This is a genomic window from Rhodoferax saidenbachensis, assembly GCF_001955715.1.
In the GTDB taxonomy this organism is placed as follows: Bacteria; Pseudomonadota; Gammaproteobacteria; order Burkholderiales; family Burkholderiaceae_C; genus Allorhodoferax; species Allorhodoferax saidenbachensis.
Genome location: NZ_CP019239.1, coordinates 2001137 through 2015284, shown reverse-complemented (window position 1 = coordinate 2015284; position 14148 = coordinate 2001137). Strand labels below are relative to the sequence as shown.

15 protein-coding genes are annotated in these 14148 nt (G+C 55.7%); 3 read left to right on the top strand and 12 right to left on the bottom strand.

Annotation, left to right across the window (positions count from 1 at the left end):
- Window positions 1-5: 5 nt before the first annotated feature.
- From pal to RS694_RS09640, 3 genes are read right to left on the bottom strand one after another with little or no spacing between them, the layout of a single operon-like run.
- A complete protein-coding gene (gene pal, locus RS694_RS09650; RefSeq protein WP_029707510.1) occupies window positions 6-542 on the bottom strand; it encodes a peptidoglycan-associated lipoprotein Pal in 537 nt (178 codons plus the stop codon).
- Window positions 543-571: 29 nt separating this feature from the next.
- The gene (gene tolB, locus RS694_RS09645) at window positions 572-1834 is read right to left on the bottom strand and encodes a Tol-Pal system beta propeller repeat protein TolB (RefSeq protein ID WP_029707511.1); all 1263 of its coding nucleotides are present in this window, start codon (window positions 1832-1834) and stop codon (window positions 572-574) included.
- 9 nt (window positions 1835-1843) lie between these two features.
- Window positions 1844-2698: a glycosyltransferase family 2 protein gene (locus tag RS694_RS09640; RefSeq protein ID WP_029707512.1), complete on the bottom strand. Its 855-nt coding sequence runs from the start codon at window positions 2696-2698 to the stop codon at window positions 1844-1846.
- A gap of 112 nt (window positions 2699-2810) precedes the next feature.
- On the opposite strand from RS694_RS09640, the gene RS694_RS09635 reads away from it, so the two are divergent.
- From RS694_RS09635 to msbA, 3 genes are read left to right on the top strand one after another with little or no spacing between them, the layout of a single operon-like run.
- Window positions 2811-3608 (top strand): glycosyltransferase family 2 protein, encoded by a 798-nt coding sequence (locus RS694_RS09635; protein ID WP_029707513.1) that lies wholly within the window; start codon window positions 2811-2813, stop codon window positions 3606-3608.
- A complete protein-coding gene (locus RS694_RS09630) occupies window positions 3605-4807 on the top strand; it encodes an O-antigen ligase family protein (RefSeq protein ID WP_076069540.1) in 1203 nt (400 codons plus the stop codon). Before RS694_RS09635 ends, RS694_RS09630 begins: the two co-directional genes overlap by 4 nt.
- On the top strand, window positions 4797-6536 hold the full coding sequence (gene msbA / locus RS694_RS09625; protein ID WP_029707515.1) for a lipid A export permease/ATP-binding protein MsbA: 1740 nt from the start codon (window positions 4797-4799) through the stop codon (window positions 6534-6536). The genes RS694_RS09630 and msbA overlap by 11 nt, the downstream gene beginning before the upstream one ends.
- 63 nt (window positions 6537-6599) lie before the next feature.
- Here the strand turns inward: msbA and RS694_RS09620 are convergent, their stop codons facing one another.
- The 9 genes from RS694_RS09620 to hemF form a co-directional block, all read right to left on the bottom strand.
- Window positions 6600-7439 (bottom strand): hypothetical protein, encoded by an 840-nt coding sequence (locus RS694_RS09620; RefSeq protein WP_029707516.1) that lies wholly within the window; start codon window positions 7437-7439, stop codon window positions 6600-6602.
- A complete protein-coding gene (locus RS694_RS09615) occupies window positions 7436-8041 on the bottom strand; it encodes a polysaccharide deacetylase family protein (RefSeq protein ID WP_241463991.1) in 606 nt (201 codons plus the stop codon). Before RS694_RS09615 ends, RS694_RS09620 begins: the two co-directional genes overlap by 4 nt.
- Before the next feature lie 156 nt (window positions 8042-8197).
- Window positions 8198-9343 (bottom strand): glycosyltransferase family 4 protein, encoded by a 1146-nt coding sequence (locus RS694_RS09610; protein WP_051391862.1) that lies wholly within the window; start codon window positions 9341-9343, stop codon window positions 8198-8200.
- Between the two features lie 9 nt (window positions 9344-9352).
- Window positions 9353-10828: a ribonuclease G gene (gene rng, locus RS694_RS09605; protein WP_029707519.1), complete on the bottom strand. Its 1476-nt coding sequence runs from the start codon at window positions 10826-10828 to the stop codon at window positions 9353-9355.
- A 5-nt stretch (window positions 10829-10833) separates the two neighbouring features.
- Complete coding sequence (locus tag RS694_RS09600) at window positions 10834-11436, bottom strand: Maf family protein (RefSeq protein WP_029707520.1); 603 nt, start codon at window positions 11434-11436, stop codon at window positions 10834-10836.
- A gap of 5 nt (window positions 11437-11441) precedes the next feature.
- Window positions 11442-11909, bottom strand: a complete 468-nt coding sequence (gene rlmH, locus RS694_RS09595; RefSeq protein ID WP_029707522.1) for a 23S rRNA (pseudouridine(1915)-N(3))-methyltransferase RlmH — start codon at window positions 11907-11909, stop codon at window positions 11442-11444.
- A 6-nt stretch (window positions 11910-11915) separates the two neighbouring features.
- A complete protein-coding gene (gene rsfS / locus RS694_RS09590; RefSeq protein ID WP_029707523.1) occupies window positions 11916-12605 on the bottom strand; it encodes a ribosome silencing factor in 690 nt (229 codons plus the stop codon).
- The gene (gene nadD / locus RS694_RS09585) at window positions 12605-13222 is read right to left on the bottom strand and encodes a nicotinate (nicotinamide) nucleotide adenylyltransferase (protein WP_029707524.1); all 618 of its coding nucleotides are present in this window, start codon (window positions 13220-13222) and stop codon (window positions 12605-12607) included. Before nadD ends, rsfS begins: the two co-directional genes overlap by 1 nt.
- The gene (hemF, locus tag RS694_RS09580) at window positions 13219-14145 is read right to left on the bottom strand and encodes an oxygen-dependent coproporphyrinogen oxidase (protein WP_029707525.1); all 927 of its coding nucleotides are present in this window, start codon (window positions 14143-14145) and stop codon (window positions 13219-13221) included. Before hemF ends, nadD begins: the two co-directional genes overlap by 4 nt.
- Window positions 14146-14148 lie beyond the last annotated feature (3 nt).

Here is a 14148-nt window from a genome sequence, read left to right as displayed (position 1 = left end):
GCGTATCACCGATAAACGATTTCAGCGCGGCGGTTCTTTTCCATTGCCGCTTCAGAGTTGCCAATGACAGCGGGCTTCTCTTTGCCGAAACTCACGGCTTCGACCTGACCGTCTGCTACACCCAGAAGGTTCAGCGCCTTGCGCACGGCTTCCGAGCGCTTTTGACCCAATGCCAGGTTGTATTCGCGGCCACCACGTTCGTCCGTATGGCCTTCAATCACAACTTTGCGTGCCTTGTCAGCGCGGATAAAACGGGCGTGGGCCTCAATCACCGACTGGAACTCAGGGCGAATGGTGAAGCTGTCGTAATCAAAGTAAACCAGTCGTGTAGAAGCGCGCATGGCCGCATCCTGGTCTGACTTACCAAGGTCCACCGTCGCAACATTGCTATTCCCCACACCTGCGCTGCCTGCCGAATTGGCACCCTGCCCCGACACGGCGGCTCCCGATTTGTCTTCCACGGGAACATTGTCCAACTTGACGGACGACCCGCAAGCACTCAACAGAACAGTGACAGCAGTTGCCCATACCAATCGATTCATCTCAAACTCCTTGCTAATGAATTAAAAAACTATTTTTGTACCGGGCCCCAATCGGGCTCCCGGATATCACCATTCTGCCCAGCCAAACGCGCCTTGATTTTTCCGTCCAGCGTACTGGTCATCAATGCCTCACGCCCCTGCTGCTGGGTCGCGTAAATAATGAGCCGACTGTTGGGCGAGAAGCTGGGGTTTTCATCTGCGCTGGTGTCTGTCAAGGCATTGCTGGCGCCCGAGGAAAGATCCTGGACATGCAACCGGAAAGCACCGCTTACGCGCGAAATGTAGGCTAACCACCGCCCATCCGGGCTTAGAGATGGTGAAATATTGTAAGTTCCATTAAAAGTGACCCGTTCCGGATTTCCACCAGAAACGGGCACACGATAAATCTGTGGCGAACCACCCCGGTCACTCACGAAGTAGATTGTTTTTCCGTCGGCCGTGAAGGTGGGCTCCGTATCAATGGAGCTGGACTGGGCCAGGCGCCTGGGCTCGCCACCGTTCGCATCCATCAGGTACAACTGCGAACCCCCATCGCGGGTCAGTGTCAAGGCCAGTGTTCTGCCATCAGGAGACCAAGCGGGCGCACTGTTGGACCCCCTGAAATTGGCCACCAAACGGCGTTTTCCGGAAGCCACATCATGGACATACACCACGGGTTTGCGCGACTCGAAAGACACATAAGCCAGTTGCGTCCCATTGGGTGCCCACGACGGTGAAATGATGGGTTCGGGACTGTTGAGGGCACTTTGTGCATTCTCTCCGTCGGCATCAGCCACCCACAAGTTGAAACTGGACCCGTTCTTCGTGACGTAGGCAATACGCGTAGAAAAAATGCCCTTGTCACCTGTGAGCTTTTCATAGACAAAATCGGCCACACGGTGAGCAGCCAGACGCAGATCACCGGCAACGACCGCATGGCTCTCTCCGCCCAGGTCCACATTGCGCACCACATCCCACAAGCGCACACGCACGTCATAACGACCGTCCGCCAGGCGGGTGACACTACCGGTTACCAGCGCATCTGCGCTTTTTTGCCGCCAGACGCCGATGTCCGGGCGTGCTGTTTCATCCAGTACGGCACCAGCGACATCTATCCCGCGAAACTGGCCACTGCGCTCCAGATCGGCCAAGACAATACCCCCCATTTTTTGGGGTGAAGACGCATCTCCGCGAAACGCCGCAACAGCAATAGGAATCTGGGTGAGCCCCACACCAGAAACCTCCACCCTGAATTGCGCCGAGGCGCTCAAATTGAAGAGTCCTATCAAAAAGCCAATAAGTAACTTGTTCATTGTTTCCGATTATCCCAGTCTCGTAATAACCATATCTTTGCCACCCACGCTCTCGCTATAACCTTCTGCAGGCAATACCTGCAATGTGTGTTGCCGCTCGCGGACCCGATCTGCATTTCTGGACTCTTGCGCCCTGCTGGATTCACGGTGCCATAGGTGGTAAACCTCTGTAGAACAGAACCCGTTCTTTCGAATCACTCCTGCGTTGTGCAGGCGCAAAACAAAGTCGGCATCCTCATGCCCCCAGCCGACGAAAGACTCGTCAAAGCCATTCACACGCACAAAGTCCGAACGCCAAACACCCATATTGCAACTGCGAATGCCCTTCCAGGAGAAGTTCGCGTTGCAGCGTGCAGCAAAATCAGGCAATCGCACAAGCCCTGTCAATTTGCTGGCGTGACCTTGCAACCTGTGTTTCAACCAAAAACCGATGGATTGCCCCGGTACACCGATGTCATTGGCCAGAATTTCTTGCGTCCAACCGGAGGACAGCATGACACGGCTGCCATTCACGAAACAACGTTCTTGCCTCAGGCGCCGGTGTTCGCTCACGAAGTCCGTCTCCGGAACACAATCGCCATCCAGAAAAACGATGTAAGAACCACCGGAAACCGATACACCACGGTTGCGCACACGGGATGCCGTGAAACCGACATCGGGATGCCAGACATGGGCAATTTTCAATCGCTTCGCAACTTCGGAGTTCAACACAGCTTGCTGGTGTAGCACAGTGGATCCGTCGTCTGCAATGATCACCTCAAATCCGGTATCAGACTGCTGAGCCAGCCCACCCAATACGGCGAGCAGGGCATCACTGCGGTTGTAGGTGGTAACCACCAGGGAAATCAGATCGGAATGCTTCATTTTGAACTAGACTACAAGGCCTGCATGACGTGATTTGTTACAAGAAGTTCAACGGTCTGTAGTCTTGCTTCACAGCCTGTGTGTTGTGTCCCTTTTGATGGTATCACCACCGATGACCCCCATTTCCGTCTACATCATTGCCTACAACGAAGCCGAGAAAGTACGCGCCACCATTGAGAGCGTGCGCTGGGCTGACGAAGTGATTGTGGTGGACTCATGGAGCACAGATGGCACGGCAGACATCGCGACCGGGCTCGGTGCGAAAGTTGTGCAAGTTGCTTTTACTGGATTTGGTGAATTGCGCAACCAAGCGATTGCCGCATGCTCACATGAATGGATCTTTAGTCTGGATGCAGATGAGCGCTGCACGCCTGAAGTAGCTGCAGAGATTCAATCCATCGTTGGCAACAGCAATGCGCTGGATGTCTACTGGACACCGAGACGTAACTACTTCATGGGGCGCTGGATCAAGCATTCCGGCTGGTACCCCAACTACCGGCAGCCCCAGTTGTTTCGCAAAAATGCCATGCGTTATGACCTGAAACCTGTGCATGAGGGCTATGAGTTGCTCACGGACAAACCGTTGGGGCACATGCAAAACGCGATCTGGCAGTTCCCATTCAAGAACATGGCCGAAGTCATGCACAAGGCCAACCGCTATTCCTCACTGGGAGCGGAAAAGATCAAACACAAAAAAATCTCCATGTGGACTGCACTGCTGCACGCCAAGTGGGCTTTCTGGAAGCACTATTTATTCAAGCTGGGTTTTCTGGATGGATGGGCGGGTTTTGTCATTGCGCTGGGAAATTTCGAGGGCACGTTCTATCGCTATGTAAAGGCCATCGAAAGTCAAAATGGACAGGCGTGGCAAGCCCCTCAATTCGAGAATAAAACAAGCGATCGCTCATGACAGGGTTTCTCGGATTTGTTGCATTGGCTGCAAGTCTTCCCATGGCTTGGATGAGTCTGGCGAAAGTTGCTCTTTTTTTAGCGGGAGGGGGACGCCTGACCCTTTCCCTGGTGCGGGGCCATTCCATTCCCCACCACCTCGGTCACTTGTGGTCTGCCAGATTCGTCATTCTGTCGGTGCTCCTATTCGCTCTGGGGCTCCTGTGGACTTCTGCGCCCATGGATTTTGCACTTACCGCATTTGTCAAACACGCAAAACTGTTGATGATTGTCCTCATCTGCTACATGGTGAGCAATGCGTCCATGGCGGGCACGCTGATCAAGGTGTGGATGGCAGGCCAAACGTTTGTGCTGCTGTGCTCTTTATCCATGGCACTTGGACTGACCCCACCCTGGGTACAACTTGGTCATTCGGAATATGTCGTCTTTGCCGAGAGTTATATAGATCAGTCTCTGATGTTTGCCGTCGCCGGAGCGTTGGCATGGCATTTGAAGGATGAGCGTCTTTGGCCCCGATGGGTAGGCGTTTTACTTGCCGTGCTTTTCTTGGGCGATGCCGTGGTGCTGTTGCCTGGTCGAACGGGCTACCTACTGGTATTTGCCATGATCGCAATGGCAGCCTACTGGGCTTTACCACGCAAAATTAGACTTTTCACAGCGATTGTCTTGCCTGTGGTCTTAGGTGTATTTTTGTACGGCACTTCTGGGAAAGTTCAGAACGGAGTAGACCGTGCCCTAGCTGAAACCCTGAACTATGGCGCAAAACATGACATTGCCTCTTCCTCTGGTTGGAGACTTAATGCTTGGCACCGTTCGCTGCAAGGTATTGCAGCGTCACCAATACAGGGACATGGAACTGGCAGTTGGACGCTGACAGTCAAAAGCTTTGAAGGTTCCAATGCAAATCAGGTTTTTGGATCAGGCAATTCCAGCAACCCGCACCAAGAGTATTTGCTTTGGGCGGTTGAACTCGGCATGCCCGGGCTTGCATGCTTGCTTGGACTATTGGGTGCACTGGTGTGGGATGCCCGGAGATTTCTAGAGCCTTCGACACGTGCAATGCAGTCGGTCGTGGTCTGCATAGTAATCACCGGCCTTTTTAACTCAGTTCTCTACGATGATCTGATTGGAGATTTTCTTTGCATTTCATTAGGGCTCCTGCTGGCATACGGCAACACAAAGAATCATCATGAGCACTGAAGCCACTCAACCCTCGCAAATGGCCCGAATGCTTCGACTGTGGCCCTATTTCAGCACCCCCCGAAAATACTGGTTGTCAGCCGTAACCTTTACTATCCTGCTCTCGCTGACAGAGCCTTTGATACCGGCCCTGCTACAACCTCTTCTGGACAATGGATTTCAACAAAACAGTATTGCGTTATGGATCGTTCCACTAACCATCGTCGCACTTTTCGGTGTTCGGGGCATTTCCAACTTCATTGCGCTGATGTCCTTAGCCAAAATTGCCAACCTTGGTGTTCTGCGTATTCGCAAGCAGATGTTTACCAAGGTTTTGCAAGCTGATTTGTCCTTGTTCAGAAATGAATCCGCAAGTTCGCTTTCTAACACCCTTGTATACGAGGTGCAGAACGGGTCGATGTTGTTGGTGCATGCAACATTGACTGTCGCGAGGGACTCCATGACGGTACTGGCACTGGTGGGATACCTTTTCTACCTCAATTGGAAACTCACTCTTATCATTGCTTGCTTGTTTCCGACCGTCACCCTGGTCATGAAAATACTGACAGCCCGCCTCTATCGCATCGTCAAGCAAGGGCAAACGGCCACCGACCAGATGGCCTATGTCATTGAAGAAAATGTTCTCGCTCACCGAGATATCCGCCTCTATGCTGCGCAGGACTCCCAATTCAAGCGATTTGAAGGGTTGGGCAATACGTTAAACCGAATTTTTATGAAATCCACGGCGGCGTCAGCGGCCATGACACCGTTAACCCAGTTGTTATCTTCTATTGCACTTGCGGCAGTCATTACGGTAGCGCTGACTCAAAGTACTTCGAATGCCACGACGGTGGGCAGCTTTGCAGCTTTTGTGACTGCCATGTTGATGCTGATAGCCCCCGTCAAACATCTGTCTGAAGTTGCTAATCAGATAACACGCGGCATGGCGGCAATTGAACGCGGCATTCATTTGATTGAGCACACGCCAGACGAATCCGGAGGCGAGCACCAACAAAACTCAGTCGCTGGTCTTATCCAATTGAAAAACGTAAGCGTCACCTATACCGACTCGGACGCAAAGGCATTGAACGCCATCACTCTGGACATACAGCCAGGGGAGACGGTAGCCTTGGTGGGATCCTCTGGTTCAGGCAAAACCACTTTGGCCAACTTGCTTCCACGCTTTATTGAACCATCATCCGGCGATATCCTGCTGGACGGAGTGGCCCTTTGTGAATGGAGCCTGCACAATCTGCGTAGTCATTTCTCGCTGGTCAGCCAGCACGTAGCGCTTCTCAACGACACCATCGCAGCCAATGTAGCACTGGGCCAAGAGTTTGACTTAGCTAAGGTGCAAGCTTGCCTTGCTGCTGCCAACTTGATGGACTATGTAGAGGCCCTCCCTCTCAAGGCAGAGACTCTGGTCGGACACAACGCAATGCAATTGTCCGGAGGGCAACGTCAGCGGCTGGCTATCGCTAGGGCACTCTACAAAGATGCCCCTATCCTGATTTTGGATGAGGCGACTTCAGCTTTGGATACTGAATCTGAAAAATCTGTGCAAGAGGCGCTGGAGCGTTTGATGCGTGACCGTACTACGATTGTCATAGCCCACCGCCTGTCAACCGTGCAACATGCCCATCGAATTGCGGTTCTCAACGCGGGGAACGTTGTAGAGGTGGGAACACACCAGGAACTTTTGGCCAAAGAGGGGCAATATGCGCGGTTGTATGCATTAGGTCTTCAATAGAAGGCCTGAGGCACGAGTACGGCATAGCTGCGAACTAACTAGGCTTCTCGCTATGAAGGGTATCTATCCCGAAAAAACGGTTGCAATGTAGTTCCTCAAGGCAATGCAGCGGGTGTACAAATTGCAACGCAAAAAACCATCCACACGTTTTGCAAACTTCACCCGAGAAAAACTTTCTTTGGCATGTCCCCCATCGCTCCTTACCCGCGTGGCCCCCATGGACATGGTTGCAAGTTGAAGAGGGCTGCGCATCATGGTGAACATGAGCAACCGTTCACTGTGCAGAGGCTTGTTCATGCTTGCGCAATAGCGCTCAGCATTTTTAATACGTGAACCGTAGCGAACAAATGCCGATGCCCCGCAGACTGCGAACCGGTCGTTCAACCCTCCACTCCATTGCCAGTAAGGCACCATTACCGTATTGTGTTGGACCATAGACACCCAGTCCGCAAACGGAAATTTGTCGTGGTAAAGCATGTCGGCACGTAAAAAGACGACGATGTCCGCAGCACCCGCCTGATGGATCATTTGCGTCACGCGCTCCAAGGAAATCAACTGCCGCAAAATATTGCGCAGTGACTGCCCATCATCTTCCCAAGCATTTCCGTACGGTAGCAAATCTACCAAATAGCGGTTTTCCGTTTCGGTGTCCACCTCCTCAATTTGCGCAACGTCTGGTTGAAGAAGTTGCCATTCATCGACGTCCAGTTCCCCGATCTCACCGGTACGGGGATTGTTGATGGAGTATTGCTTGAAAAAGTGGCAGTAAACCTGCACGCTACCAACCTGACGAGCTGGTTCAAGAATCTGCTTCCGGATGCTTTCAACGGTGTATTTCAGAGAGCGTGTGATTCCATAAAACGCAATGGCAATGTTTCTGTGTTGCAGCTGGGTAGACGTCATTTTGCGTATCTCGAACTGCGCTCGTCCTCATATGCTGTCATACATTTCCATACCAGTTGCGGCCATGCTGTTGTACGACTTACCAGAACACGGGGCAAGCGCAGAACATCCAGCGCGCCATTCAACACTACACGTCCACGTTCGGTTGTGGTCGCCGTTGCATAACCCGCTGTACGCACTGCAGTGACAGAAGCTTCGTTCAAAGAACCATAGGGATAGCAAAAATGTCGTACCCCTCCAGGTTGTTGCACCATGGACTCCAGCATTACCTTGGACTGCTGGATTTCTGCAGCTTGCTGTTCCGCGTTTAGCGTTGCCAGCATGGCATGTGAAACTGTGTGAGAGCCTACCTCTTGCCCCGCATTTACCCAGGACTGCAGTTGTTCGGCATCCATCAGAGGAATCTGCGCAATACCCTTTTCAGCATCCCAGCGATTTGTTTGTCCCACCATCCCTGCGACCACATAACAAGTGGACGAAAACCCAAAGTGCGTCAAGACAGGCAGCGCGTGGATAAGGTTATTTTCATATCCATCGTCAAAGGTAATGCCAAACACTTTCCCCCGCTTTTCACCACGCAAATAGGGCTCCAGACCGCTCATGGATAGGCCCCGATAACCCAACCGGGCCAAAGCACCCATATGACGCCTCAATGTCTCAGGTGCAACCACCAAACCACGCATGGGGGCCCCTTTCGGCGGCGCTTCCTCTGTTTGGTGGTACATCAATATTGGTATGTGCGATTGCCCCATAAGCCTTTATCCGCTAGGAATTGTCTCTTTAAAAATGCGCTCATACGCTTTAGCCACCGAAGCCCATGTTTGCCGTTGGGCAAACGCCCATCCATTCTCCGACAGGGATTGATTGAGCGCAGGGTTGTTCAGAATCAGGCGCAAGGTATTCGCAAGCTCCTCAGAATCCTTCGGATCTTGCAGCAGCATTGCTTCGGAACCATCACACAATTCCGCTGCAATGCCGCAATACTTTTGGCTGCTGACCACCACCGGCAAGCCATGTGCCATGGCCTCCAACACTACCATGGCATACGTGTCTTCCTGCGTCGGATGCACCAACACATCCGCGGCACGGTAGACCTCACCCATTTCAGACAGTGATCCTAAAAAATACACGCGCCCATCCAACGGAGTGGACAAAGCTTGCATCGCTTGCATATGGGCCGAATTCCCTACTACCGCTAGGTGCACCTGCGTGGGCAGCCGCGCCATTGCTTTGAGCAGTGTAGGCAGCCCTTTTTTGTAAAAATCGTTCCCCACAAAAAGAAACAAGGGGCCTTCTAACGGCAACCCTAGACCCTGACGAGCACTAACCTGGACTTTAGGGGATACGCGCCCTTCTATCTCGTTCACACCAGGCGCAATAATGTGCATCATGGGGCTGGCTTCGGGGTAAGTCACCCGCATCACATCCATGAGTGTTCGAGAAGTCAACACCACGCGCAACCCGGTACGGGGACGATACCGTGCTGCTTCCAGCCCCAGATAAGTTAACAAACGTGGGCTGGTCATCACCTTCATCCACCGCAGCATGCGTCGCCAACCGGCGCGCCCGACAAGCAGGTTGTGCTTGATCGGCAATACATGCACGGTCTGCACGTTGCCATGCCAGGTGTTTTCATGCGAATGCACGATGTCAAAACCCGTGCGCGTGGCACGCCAAGTTTTCCAGGCAAAGTAGATCTGGTTGATCCAGCGCGGCCGCTGCAGCGGCATGGGAATGCGGTGGTAGCTTATGCCCGGAAAGTCGTGCGCAATCGTCTGCGCAAACACATGCACCTCATGGCGCGCCGCCAGTTCTTCCACCAGAGCAATCGAATAGCGCTCTGCGCCACCTCCCGTGGTGGCAAAGTTCCGGCTCAATACGGCGATCCGCAAACGTTCAGTCACGCGCCACCATCACAACAACACAATGTCGTACTGTTCCTGCCCCATCGCCGCTTCACTTTGCAGCGAAACCGGTTTGCCGATGAATTCGGACAGGCCTGCCAGGTGTTGGCTTTCTTCGTCGAGGAATAGTTCGATCACTTTGGGCGATGCCACTACGCGGAACTCGCGCGGGTTGAACTGGCGCGCTTCGCGCAGGATCTCGCGGAAGATGTCGTAGGTCACGCTGCGCGCGGTCTTGACGATGCCTTTGCCTTCGCAGGCGGCGCACGGCTCGCACAGCATGTGCGCCAGCGATTCGCGCGTGCGCTTGCGCGTCATCTCGACCAGGCCCAGTTGCGAGAAGGTACCGGCCATGGTTTTTACGCGGTCGCGTGCGAGTTGTTTCTTGAATTCGCCCAACACGGCGTCGCGGTGGTCTTCACGCGCCATGTCGATGAAGTCCACGATGATGATGCCGCCCAGGTTGCGCAGGCGCAGTTGGCGCGCAATCGCCTGCGCGGCTTCCAGGTTGGTCTTGAAAATGGTGTCGTCAAAATTACGCGCACCCACAAAACCACCCGTATTCACGTCCACCGTGGTCAGTGCCTCCGTCTGGTCGACGATCAGGTAACCACCGGACTTGAGCTCCACCCGGCGCGCCAATGCCTTGGCAATTTCTTCGTCGATGGAGTACAGGTCAAAAATCGGCCGCTCACCCTTGTAGTGCTGCAGCTTCTCGGCCGCCATCGGCATGAACTCGGCGCCAAAGGCCTTCAACGCGTCAAACTGCTCACGCGAATCTACGCGGATGGTTTGGGTGCCCTCGCCCACCAGATCGCGCAGCACACGCTGCAACAGGCTCAAGTCCTGGTGCAACAGGCTTTGTGGAGGCAGACGCACGGACGCGTCCTTGATGCGTGCCCAGGCCTTGCGCAAGTAGCCAATGTCATCGCCCAATTCGGTATCCGACGCGTCTTCGCCATTGGTGCGCAAAATGAAACCACCACCATGCGGGCCAGACAATGCTTGCAGGCGGTTGCGCAGCTCGTCGCGCTGTGCCGGTGGAATCTTTTGCGAGACACCAATGTGGTCGTCTTGCGGCAGAAACACCAGCAGGCGCCCGGCAATGCTGATCTGCGTGGACAGGCGCGCGCCCTTGGTGCCAATCGGGTCCTTGATGACCTGCACCATCAGGGCCTGGCCTTCAAAAATTTGCTTCTCGATGGGGATCTGCACCTGCGCATTGCGTGATGCGGTCAGCGACTCGCCTTCCAGCGGCGGATGCCACACATCGGCCACGTGGAGAAAAGCGGCGCGCTCCAGACCAATGTCAATAAACGCCGACTGCATGCCGGGCAACACACGCGCCACCTTGCCCAGGTAAACATTGCCCACCAGCCCGCGTTCCAGCGTGCGCTCCACATGCAGCTCCTGCACGGCGCCATGCTCGACGATGGCGACGCGGGTTTCCTGCGGGGACCAGTTGATCAGAATGTCTTGTTGCATCGTGTCTAGCGCGAATTCTGGAGCTCTTGGAGCAATTGTGCCGTCTCGAAGAGCGGCAGGCCCATGATGCCAGAGTACGAACCGCTGATGTGCGATATGAACGCCGCCGCCCTGCCCTGCACCGCGTACGCGCCGGCCTTGCCCATGGGCTCACCGCTGGCCACGTAGGTGTCGATTGCTGCATCGCTCAGTTCGGCAAATGTGACTTGTGACTCACTGCAAGCCTGCACGGTCTGTGCGCTCCAGCCAATCGCAATGGCGGTGAAAACGCGGTGCGAGCGGCCCGACAGCGCACGCAACATGCGTTTGGCGTCGTTCGCATCTTCCGGCTTACCCAGAATGGCCTGGTCGAGCGCCACGGTGGTATCCGCACACAATATCGGTGCCTTTTGGCCTCCAGCCCTTTCCAGACGTGCTCGAGCAGCTATCAATTTAAGAGCAGTAACGCGCTGCACATAGTCCTTGGGCACCTCCTGCGGCAACACCACTTCCAGCGCTTCGGCATCTTCGTCAGGTGTAGGCAGCAGCAACTGGTGCGAGATGCCCATTTGCGTCAACAGCTCACGGCGACGCGGGCTTTGCGATGCCAAATAAATGAAGTCGGGTATCACAGTCACTCGCGATGGTAGGGATGGTTGGCGTTGATGGACCAGGCGCGGTAAAGCTGTTCGATCAATAACACGCGCACCATGGCGTGCGGCAGCGTCAGGTCGGACAGACGGATGCGCTCATGCGCAGCCTGGCGAAACTCCGGATCCAGCCCGTCCGGGCCGCCGATGACCAACGCCACATCACCACCGCCCAGCTGCCATTCCGTGAGCCGCTCGGCCAGCGCCGTGGTGCGCAGGTTGGTACCGCGCTCATCCAGCGCGACGATACGGGTGCCCTTCGGGATGGCCTCTTCTATGCGCTTGCGCTCCGCCGCATAGAGCTGGTCCACAGTCTTGGAGCCGCGTGGCTCGGTTTTCACCGTCTTGAGTTCGACCTTGAGCTCATGCGGGAAGCGCTTGGCGTAGTCGTCCCACGCGGTCTGGGCCCAGTCCGGGACTTTCTGGCCCACCGCAACAATCAGCAGCCTCACGGGCTATCAGACTCTGCGGGCAGCGGGTTTCTTGGTAGCCGCGCGCTTGGCCGCTGCAGTTTTGGCAACCGTCTTCACTGGCGCGTTCACCACCAGGGTCTTGGCTGCAGTTTTAACGGCTGGCGCCTTGGGGGCTGCGCGCTTTGCGGGAGCCTTCTTGGCTGGAGCAGCCTTGCCAGCGGCTTTCCGCAGTGCGGCTTTGGAGGGGAATGCTTCTTCCACACCCTTCTTGGCCGCGCTGGAACGGCGCATGCTGGGTTCAGGCACCTTCTTGGCAGGGGTCTTGGCAACAACAGGCTTCTCAGCCTGGCGCATTTCGGGCTTGGCAGAGCCCAATTTCAGACGCACGGGCTTCTCGCCCCACAGCTCTTCCAGGTGGTAGTACTGGCGGAAATTGGGTTGGAATATGTGCACTACGGCCTGCGCGCAGTCCACGATGATCCACTCACCATTGGCCTCACCCTCGACACGGGGCTTGGGGAAACCGGCGTCGCGCACGGCATCGCGCACGCTGGCGGCCAGCGCCTTGGTCTGGCGGTTGCTGGTGCCGGAGGCAATGATCACGCGTTCAAACAGGGCGGAAAGGTGTTCGGTGTCGAACACCACAATGTCCTGGGCTTTGACGTCTTCCAGGCCGTCGACGATGGCACGTTGGAGTTTCTGGGTATCTTTTTTGGCAACGGTAGATGTAGTCATCAGGCGGTCTGGTAGAGGTGATGGAGGTCAATATAACGCGCAACGGATTCAAAAACCAGAGGTGTTGCGCTCTGGTGCGCAGCAATACGCTGGCGAATATCCGTCGCGCTGACCGGAACGGGCGGCATATCCAGCCGCTGAACCGGGAAACCGGGCTGGGATGGGGCATTAAATAACCCTCCAGAACCGGCAGAATCTGCGCGAGCAGCTACACAAATTATAGCAAGCTGGACGATCTCCTCCCAGCGCATCCAGGTCGTGAGCGCCCGGGCCTGGTCTTCGCCGATCAGCAGGTACAGGCGCGCACCCGGGTTTTCCTGCTGCAGCTCATGCAAAGTGTCCACGGTGTAACTGGGGCCGGTGCGGCGGATTTCGCGCTCATCCACCACCACACGTGCCACATCGGCAAAGGCCAGTTGGGCCATCGCCAGGCGGTGGTTTGCAGGTGTGAGCGTGCGCGCTTTGTGCCACGCCTCGCCTGTGGGAATGATGTGCAGGGCATCCAATTGCAACTGTGCAATCGCCGCCTCGGCCAGCGCCACGTGACCGCGGTGTGGCGGGTCAAACGAGCCGCCGAACACGCCAATGTTTCTGGGCTGATTCGCCAAAGAGCTCACTGCCAGTCCCGTCGCACCAGAAACTGGCTGTACAACGCGGCCTCGGCAGAGCCAGCTTCCGGCACCGACTGGTAGGCCCAGGTGGCATGCGGCGGCATGGACAACAGGATGGACTCGGTACGCCCGCCCGATTGCAGGCCGAAGTGCGTGCCCCGGTCCCAGACCAAGTTGAATTCCACATAACGACCCCGGCGGTAGAGCTGAAAATCGCGCTCGCGTTGGGTGTAAGCCATCTCCTTGCGCAGCTCCACGATAGGCAGATAGGCCGCCAGGAACGCATCGCCCACTGACTGCAGCATCGCCAGACTGCGCTCAAAGCCCAATTCCGAAAAGTCGTCAAAAAAGATACCGCCCACGCCACGCGGCTCGTTGCGGTGCTTCAAAAAAAAGTAGTCGTCACACCAGGTCTTGAAACGCGGGTATTTGTCGTCACCAAAGGGCTCCAACGCATCCTTGCAGGTCTGGTGGAAGTGCCGCGCGTCGTCTTCAAAACCGTAGATAGGCGTCAGATCCATGCCCCCGCCAAACCAACACACTTCCTCGCCCTGCGGGTTGCGTGACGCGAGCATGCGCACATTCATGTGCACCGTAGGCACATAGGGGTTGCGCGGGTGAAACACCAGAGAAACACCCATGGCCTCAAACGGTGCACCGGCCAACTCCGGGCGGTGCTGCGTGGCGCTGGGCGGCAGCTTGGGCCCGCGCACATGCGAAAAGCCGCACCCCGCGCGCTCAAACACGGCGCCACCCTCCAGAATCTTGGTGATGCCATTGCCCTGCAGCGGCTCGCCAGGCGCCTTTTCCCAGGCGTCGCTCAGGAAGCTGCCGCCGTCCACGGCTGCGATGGCGCTGGTAATGCGCTCTTGCAGACCCAGCAGGTAGTTGCGCACACCCAGGGTGCTGGCGGGAGAGGCTTCAGACATAGG

Coding starts and splice junctions, on each gene's coding strand:
- pal (WP_029707510.1), bottom strand. CDS start 542: ATGAATCGATTGGTATGGGCAACTGCTGTCACTGTTCTGTTGAGTGCT.
- tolB (WP_029707511.1), bottom strand. CDS start 1,834: ATGAACAAGTTACTTATTGGCTTTTTGATAGGACTCTTCAATTTGAGC.
- RS694_RS09640 (WP_029707512.1), bottom strand. CDS start 2,698: ATGAAGCATTCCGATCTGATTTCCCTGGTGGTTACCACCTACAACCGC.
- RS694_RS09635 (WP_029707513.1), top strand. CDS start 2,811: ATGACCCCCATTTCCGTCTACATCATTGCCTACAACGAAGCCGAGAAA.
- RS694_RS09630 (WP_076069540.1), top strand. CDS start 3,605: ATGACAGGGTTTCTCGGATTTGTTGCATTGGCTGCAAGTCTTCCCATG.
- msbA (WP_029707515.1), top strand. CDS start 4,797: ATGAGCACTGAAGCCACTCAACCCTCGCAAATGGCCCGAATGCTTCGA.
- RS694_RS09620 (WP_029707516.1), bottom strand. CDS start 7,439: ATGACGTCTACCCAGCTGCAACACAGAAACATTGCCATTGCGTTTTAT.
- RS694_RS09615 (WP_241463991.1), bottom strand. CDS start 8,041: ATGAGCGGTCTGGAGCCCTATTTGCGTGGTGAAAAGCGGGGGAAAGTG.
- rng (WP_029707519.1), bottom strand. CDS start 10,828: ATGCAACAAGACATTCTGATCAACTGGTCCCCGCAGGAAACCCGCGTC.
- rsfS (WP_029707523.1), bottom strand. CDS start 12,605: ATGACTACATCTACCGTTGCCAAAAAAGATACCCAGAAACTCCAACGT.
- hemF (WP_029707525.1), bottom strand. CDS start 14,145: ATGTCTGAAGCCTCTCCCGCCAGCACCCTGGGTGTGCGCAACTACCTG.